General features: G+C 61.3%; 7 protein-coding genes. 6 read left to right on the top strand and 1 reads right to left on the bottom strand.

What is annotated here, in order from left to right; translation table 11 throughout:
• Positions 1 to 83: 83 nt before the first annotated feature.
• On the bottom strand, positions 84 to 1,700 hold the full coding sequence (locus ACF8RA_RS02425; protein ID WP_392461758.1) for an inorganic phosphate transporter: 1,617 nt from the start codon (positions 1,698 to 1,700) through the stop codon (positions 84 to 86).
• Positions 1,701 to 1,828: 128 nt separating this feature from the next.
• Between ACF8RA_RS02425 and ACF8RA_RS02420 the strand changes: the two genes are divergently transcribed.
• The 6 genes from ACF8RA_RS02420 to pgsA all read left to right on the top strand — a co-directional run bounded on the left by ACF8RA_RS02420 (position 1,829) and on the right by pgsA (position 6,292).
• A complete protein-coding gene (locus tag ACF8RA_RS02420; RefSeq protein WP_209967141.1) occupies positions 1,829 to 2,215 on the top strand; it encodes a DUF488 domain-containing protein in 387 nt (128 codons plus the stop codon).
• A gap of 10 nt (positions 2,216 to 2,225) precedes the next feature.
• Entirely contained in the window at positions 2,226 to 2,669 is a 444-nt protein-coding gene (locus tag ACF8RA_RS02415; protein WP_176682230.1) for a GNAT family N-acetyltransferase, read from the top strand.
• A 107-nt stretch (positions 2,670 to 2,776) separates the two neighbouring features.
• A complete protein-coding gene (locus ACF8RA_RS02410; RefSeq protein WP_209967139.1) occupies positions 2,777 to 3,166 on the top strand; it encodes a helix-turn-helix domain-containing protein in 390 nt (129 codons plus the stop codon).
• A gap of 63 nt (positions 3,167 to 3,229) precedes the next feature.
• Positions 3,230 to 3,868, top strand: a complete 639-nt coding sequence (gene uvrY / locus ACF8RA_RS02405; RefSeq protein WP_003251380.1) for a UvrY/SirA/GacA family response regulator transcription factor — start codon at positions 3,230 to 3,232, stop codon at positions 3,866 to 3,868.
• A gap of 6 nt (positions 3,869 to 3,874) precedes the next feature.
• The gene (uvrC, locus tag ACF8RA_RS02400; protein ID WP_064493178.1) at positions 3,875 to 5,698 is read left to right on the top strand and encodes an excinuclease ABC subunit UvrC; all 1,824 of its coding nucleotides are present in this window, start codon (positions 3,875 to 3,877) and stop codon (positions 5,696 to 5,698) included.
• 33 nt (positions 5,699 to 5,731) lie between these two features.
• The gene (pgsA, locus tag ACF8RA_RS02395) at positions 5,732 to 6,292 is read left to right on the top strand and encodes a CDP-diacylglycerol--glycerol-3-phosphate 3-phosphatidyltransferase (RefSeq protein WP_021783204.1); all 561 of its coding nucleotides are present in this window, start codon (positions 5,732 to 5,734) and stop codon (positions 6,290 to 6,292) included.
• The last annotated feature ends 12 nt before the right edge of the window (positions 6,293 to 6,304 follow it).

The raw sequence follows: 6,304 nt of genomic DNA, 5'->3' as shown, positions 1-6,304 counted from the left end.
CTGGCCAATCCCCACCCGCCGTTCACCGTTGCCGCCGCTACCGTATTCGCGGGTAAACCCGCTCCTACAGGCGGCGTACGGGTTCAGAAGATGTGGTTCAGCAACCAGTACAGGCTGCCAGCCAACAACATTGCCGCTGGCAAGGTCAGCACCCAGGCCATCAGCAGATTGAACAACGTGCGTTTCTGAATCCCCGACCCGTTGGCGACCATGGCGCCGGCCACCCCCGAACTCAGCACATGCGTGGTCGACACCGGCAGCCCGAACATATCCGCTGCGCCAATGGTGCACATCGCCACCACTTCGGCCGATGCGCCTTGGGCATAGCTGAGGTGGGTCTTGCCGATCTTCTCGCCAACGGTGACCACAATACGTCGCCAGCCAACCATGGTCCCCAGCCCCAGCGCGATGGCTACAGCCACCTTCACCCACAGCGGAATATAGCGGGTAGCGTCGTCCAGCTGGACTTTGAAAAGCTGGACATGGCTGCGGGTGTCGGCATCGAATGCCACCAAGTGGTTTTTCTCCATGAGGCGGATGGCTTCACTGGTCAGGTACATGTCGTTACGCACGTTGGCCATGGCCTCAGCCGGTACGCGCTTGAGCGAGCCATAGCCTTTGACCTCTTCGCCGATCATCCCGGTCAGCGCCGCCAGTGCTGGTACCAGGTGCGGGCTGGCCTTGGGTTCGGCAATGAACAGGGTCAGTACCTGGCGCGGGTCAGCCGGGGCCGCTTGCGGGGCGCTGCGTACCAGTGCCTGGCGGGTTACCTCGGCGACAGCGGAAAATTGCAGAGCCTGCTCGTTGGGCATGGTCTTGTTCAGCGCGTAAGCCATCGGCAGGGTGCCGACCAGAATCAGCATGATCAGCCCCATGCCTTTCTGGCCGTCGTTGGAGCCGTGGGCAAACGATACCCCGGTGCAGGTCAGAATCAGTATGCTGCGGATCCACCACGGTGGTGGTGTCTGGCCTTCCGGTGCCTGGTACAGGGCCTTGCGTTTGACCAGCGCGCGCAGGGCCAGCAGCAACAGGGCTGCGCAAGCAAAACCGATCAGCGGTGAGAACAGCAGGGCATAACCCACCTTGCTGGCCTGGGCCCAGTCCACGCCGCTGGTGCCGTCACGCCCATGCATCAGTGCATTGGCCACGCCCACGCCGATGATCGAGCCAATCAGGGTGTGCGAGGATGAAGCCGGCAGGCCCAGCCACCAGGTGCCAAGGTTCCAGATGATCGCCGCCAGCAGCAGGGCGAAGACCATGGCGAAGCCGGCCGAAGAGCCGACCTGCAGAATCAGTTCTACCGGTAGCAGGGCGATGATGCCGAATGCCACCGCTCCACTGGAGAAAAGCACGCCCAGGAAGTTGCACAGTCCAGACCACACCACAGCGACCGGCGCCGGCAACGAATGGGTGTATATCACCGTGGCTACCGCGTTGGCGGTGTCGTGAAAGCCGTTGACGAACTCGAAGCCCAGGGCAATCAGCAGCGCCAGGCCCAGCAGAAGGAACGGTGTGGCCGTGGTGATTACCGTACCGCTGGCGGTTACATCCTGCTGAAGGCTCCAGGCGGTGTAAGCGATACCAGCCAGCAGCAAGCTGAAGAACAGCACCAGGCTGGCACGCCCCGGCTTGTTGGCGAATTGCGGGCGCGCGTCGCGTTGGACCAGTTGTGGGGTGCTGGCCACTGACGGGGTTGCCATGGGGGCTCCGGTTGGCGTTGGGCGAAAATGCCGAAGGCCTTGAGCATAGAAACAATTCGTAACCCGGCCGTGACCTCGATCAATGAATTATCTAGGCTCAAGACGGACGGTAATGGCAGGAGACGCCCATGATCCGCTGCAAGCGTGTCTATGATGCGGTTGAGGATGAAGATGGCCAGCGTGTACTGGTCGACCGCCTGTGGCCGCGCAACAAACGCAAGGAAGACCTCCATGGGCAGTGGTTGCGCGAAGTGGCACCTTCGAATGAATTGCGTAAGGCATTCCACCAGGGTGAAGTGGATTTCGCCGTTTTTACCCAGCGTTACCAGCAGGAACTGGCGGCCCACCCCGAGCACTGGTATCCGCTGCTGGACATGGCCAGGAAGGGGACGCTGACATTGCTGTATGCCGGCAAGGACAGCGAGCACAACAATGCACGGGTGCTGGCCGACTGGTTGGAAAACGAACTGGACCGGTGTGGCCCTGGCAGTTCGCCGGTGTGTTATGCCCAATGAGTGCGATGCGATGCCCTTACAGTTGATTCCCGCCAAAGACATTCACTGTACCTTCGCCCGCGACCTCACGCGCCGCGCCATGTTGCCCTACTACCGCGAATACGACCTGCTGTGGATCGAAGAAGCCTTCGACGCAGCCTGGGGCTGGCGCGAGCAGTGGCTGGTGATCGAAGGTGACACCCTGTTGGGTTTTTGCAGCCTCAGCCAGGACCGCCAGGCACTATTCATCCGCGAGTTGCACCTGTTGCCTGAACACCGTGGGCGGGGCGTCGGTAGCTGGGTGCTGGAAGAACTGGCGCTGTGGGCCAGGCAGCGGCGCCTCCCACTGTTGCGGCTGATGGTGTTCCGCAGCAACCCGGCCCGCTTATTGTACCAGCGTCACGGCTTCGTCGAGATGGGTGAGGACGATTGCTTTGTGCGGATGCAGCGAGATATCAACGTAGTAGCTAAATGATGGCTTGTCGCAGCCACAGAGCATGGGCATAGTGGATCCACACATTTACGGCTGCCTGCAGGCGGGTAGACCGTGTTTGAGGATACAAGGGAAAAGGAGAAGCCCCTATGAACGGAATCGGTCCGCGACTGCGGGAAGAGCGTGAGCGGCTGGGTATGACCCAGCGTGTATTTGGCGATATCGGTGGGGTCGAGCCCAACGCTCAGGGCAAGTACGAAAGCGGTGAACGCACGCCGCGGGTCGATTACCTGGCGGCATTGGCGGCCAGGGGCGTGGATGCGCTGTACGTACTCAGCGGCCTGCGCACTCCGGCAGCGCTCGAAGGTTTGAGCGCGGATGAGTCCGGTTTGCTGGAGGCTTTTCGGGAGTTACCGTTGGACGATCAGGCGGCGCTCTTGCACCTTTTGGGGCGATTGGCCAACGACGCCAAGCCCCGGCAAATCGTGAGGCCTCTCACCGTCGAACGTCAGTCGTTTCTGAAGGAAGCAATGCGTTAGGCCCACCGTGAAAAATTTTGTTAAGGTGGCGGGATCCAATCGCCCTGCTGACGAGGTGTGTGCTTGATTAGGGTCTTAGTGGTCGATGATCACGATCTGGTACGAACCGGTATTACACGGATGTTGGCCGACATCGACGGCCTGCAGGTGGTGGGTGAGGGAGACTCGGGCGAGTCGGCACTGAAACTGGCCCGGGAGCTGAAGCCGGACGTTGTGCTGATGGATGTGAAAATGCCCGGCATCGGCGGCTTGGAGGCCACCCGCAAACTGCTGCGCAGCCATCCTGACATCAAGGTAGTGGCGGTGACTGTGTGCGAGGAAGACCCGTTCCCCACACGCTTGTTGCAGGCCGGCGCTGCCGGCTACCTGACCAAGGGTGCGGGCCTTGACGAAATGGTTCAGGCCATTCGTCTGGCCTTTGCCGGCCAGCGCTATATCAGCCCGCAGATCGCCCAGCAGCTGGCGCTGAAACCGTTCCAGCCGCAGGGCTCTCCGTTCGACGCGTTGTCCGAACGGGAAATCCAGATTGCCCTGATGATCGTCGGCTGCCAGAAAGTGCAGATCATCTCCGACAAGTTGTGCCTCTCGCCCAAGACCGTCAATACTTACCGTTATCGGATCTTTGAAAAACTCTCGGTCACCAGCGACGTCGAATTGACCTTGCTGGCCGTTCGCCACGGTATGGTTGACGCAAGCCTGTAAAACCTCATGTCCCAAGTCTTTGATGCCAGCGCATTCCTGGCGACCTGCAGCGGTCGCCCGGGCGTTTACCGGATGTTCGACGGCGAAGCCCGGCTGCTTTACGTGGGCAAGGCCAAGAACCTGAAGAAGCGCCTGGCCAGCTATTTCCGCAAGACTGGCCTTGCGCCCAAGACCGCCGCGCTGGTTGCGCGCATCGCCCAGGTTGAAACCACCATCACCGCCAACGAAACCGAGGCGTTGCTGCTGGAGCAGAACCTGATCAAGGAATGGCGGCCACCGTACAACATCCTGCTGCGCGACGATAAGTCCTACCCCTACGTGTTTCTGTCCGATGGCGAGTTTCCGCGCCTGGGCATTCACCGGGGGGCGAAAAAGGCCAAGGGCCGTTATTTTGGCCCGTACCCCAGCGCCGGGGCCATTCGCGAAAGCCTCAGCCTGCTGCAAAAGGCTTTTTCAGTGCGTCAGTGCGAAGATAGCTACTACGCCAACCGCACCCGACCCTGCCTGCAATACCAGATAAAACGTTGCAAAGGGCCCTGCACCGACCTGGTGACTGCCGAGGAATACGCAGAGGACGTGCGCCATTCGGTGATGTTTCTGGAAGGGCGTAGCCAGCAACTGGGCAATGAGTTGAACGCCGAGATGGAGAAGGCCGCCATGGCCCTCGATTTCGAAAAAGCCGCCGAGCTGCGCGACCAGATCGCCCTGTTGCGCCGTGTGCAGGACCAGCAGTACATCGAGGGCGGCAGCGGCGATGTCGACGTCATCGCCGCCTTCGTCAATCCGGGTGGCGCCTGTGTGCACCTGATCAGCGTGCGCGGCGGGCGAGTACTGGGCAGCAAGAACTTCTTCCCGCAAGTGGGCATCGAGGAGGAGGTGGCCGAGGTCATGGCCGCATTCCTTTCCCAGTACTACTTGGGCAACGCAGAGCGCGAGCTGCCCGGCGAGTTGATCGTCAATGTTGTGCACGAAGACTTCAACGCCATCACCGAAGCACTGCACACGCTGCGTGGCCGCGAACTGACCATCAGCCACCGGGTGCGTGGTACCCGCGCCCGCTGGCAACAACTGGCAGTGACCAATGCCGAGCAGGCGCTGAATGCCCGCCTGGCCAACCGCCAGCACATGGCTGCGCGCTTCGAGGCCCTGGCCGAAGTGCTGGGCCTGGATGAAGTGCCGCAACGCCTGGAATGCTACGACATCAGCCACTCCAGTGGTGAAGCTACCGTGGCCAGTTGCGTGGTGTTCGGTCCTGAAGGGCCGATCAAGTCCGACTACCGCCGCTTCAACATCGAAGGCGTCACCGCAGGTGACGATTACGCGGCCATGCATCAGGCCCTGACCCGCCGCTATGGGCGCATCAAGGACGGTGAGGGCAAGTTGCCCGACGTGCTGCTGGTGGACGGTGGCAAGGGCCAGCTGAACATGGCCCGCGATGTGATGCAGGAGCTGGGCTTCACCGACCTGACCCTGCTCGGTGTGGCCAAGGGCGTCACACGCAAGGCGGGTTTCGAAACCCTGTACCTGAACGATGTGCATCACGAATTCACCCTCAAGGGCGATTCATCGGCCTTGCACCTGATCCAGCAGATCCGCGACGAAGCCCACCGCTTCGCTATCACCGGCCACCGTGCCCGCCGTGGCAAGGCCCGTCGAGTCTCCAGCCTTGAAGATGTGGCTGGGGTAGGGCCCAAGCGCCGCCGCGATCTGCTGAAACATTTTGGCGGCTTACAGGAGCTCAATCGCGCCAGTATCGATGAAATCGCCAAAGCCCCCGGCATCAGTAAAAAGCTTGCCGAATCAATTTATGCCAGCCTGCATAGCGAGTAGAATGCCGGGCTCAACTTGCGGCCAGTCGTACCGATGAATATTCCAAACCTGCTCACCGTTCTACGCGTCCTGCTCATTCCGTGCTTCATTCTGCTCTTCTATATGCCCTATGAGTGGAGCTACATGGCCGCCAGCAGCGTATTCGCGGTTGCCGCCGCCACCGATTGGCTGGACGGCTACCTGGCGCGTCGACTGCAGCAGAGCACGCCGTTCGGGGCCTTCCTCGACCCGGTGGCTGACAAGCTGATGGTGGCAGTGGCCCTGGTGCTGCTGGTGCAGACCCACGCCAACTTCTGGCTGACCCTGCCGGCGGCGGTCATCATCGGTCGCGAGATCGTGGTGTCTGCGCTGCGCGAGTGGATGGCTGAGCTAGGGGCGCGAGCACATGTGGCGGTGTCCAACCTCGGTAAGTGGAAGACTGCGGCGCAGATGCTGGCGCTGGTGATCCTGCTGGGCAACCCGCCAGCGGTAACGTTCTGGGTGATCCTGGGCTACGGGCTGCTGCTGGTGGCAGCGGGGCTGACGCTGTGGTCAATGGTGCATTACCTGTTGGCCGCCTGGCCGCACCTGCGCGAAGGCTCGGAAAAAAAATAAAAGTTTTTTGAA

It is taken from the genome of Pseudomonas sp. FYR_5 (genome assembly GCF_043106315.1).
Taxonomy (GTDB): domain Bacteria; phylum Pseudomonadota; class Gammaproteobacteria; order Pseudomonadales; family Pseudomonadaceae; genus Aquipseudomonas; species Aquipseudomonas putida_Y.
This window is presented reverse-complemented; position numbering and strand designations above follow the sequence as displayed.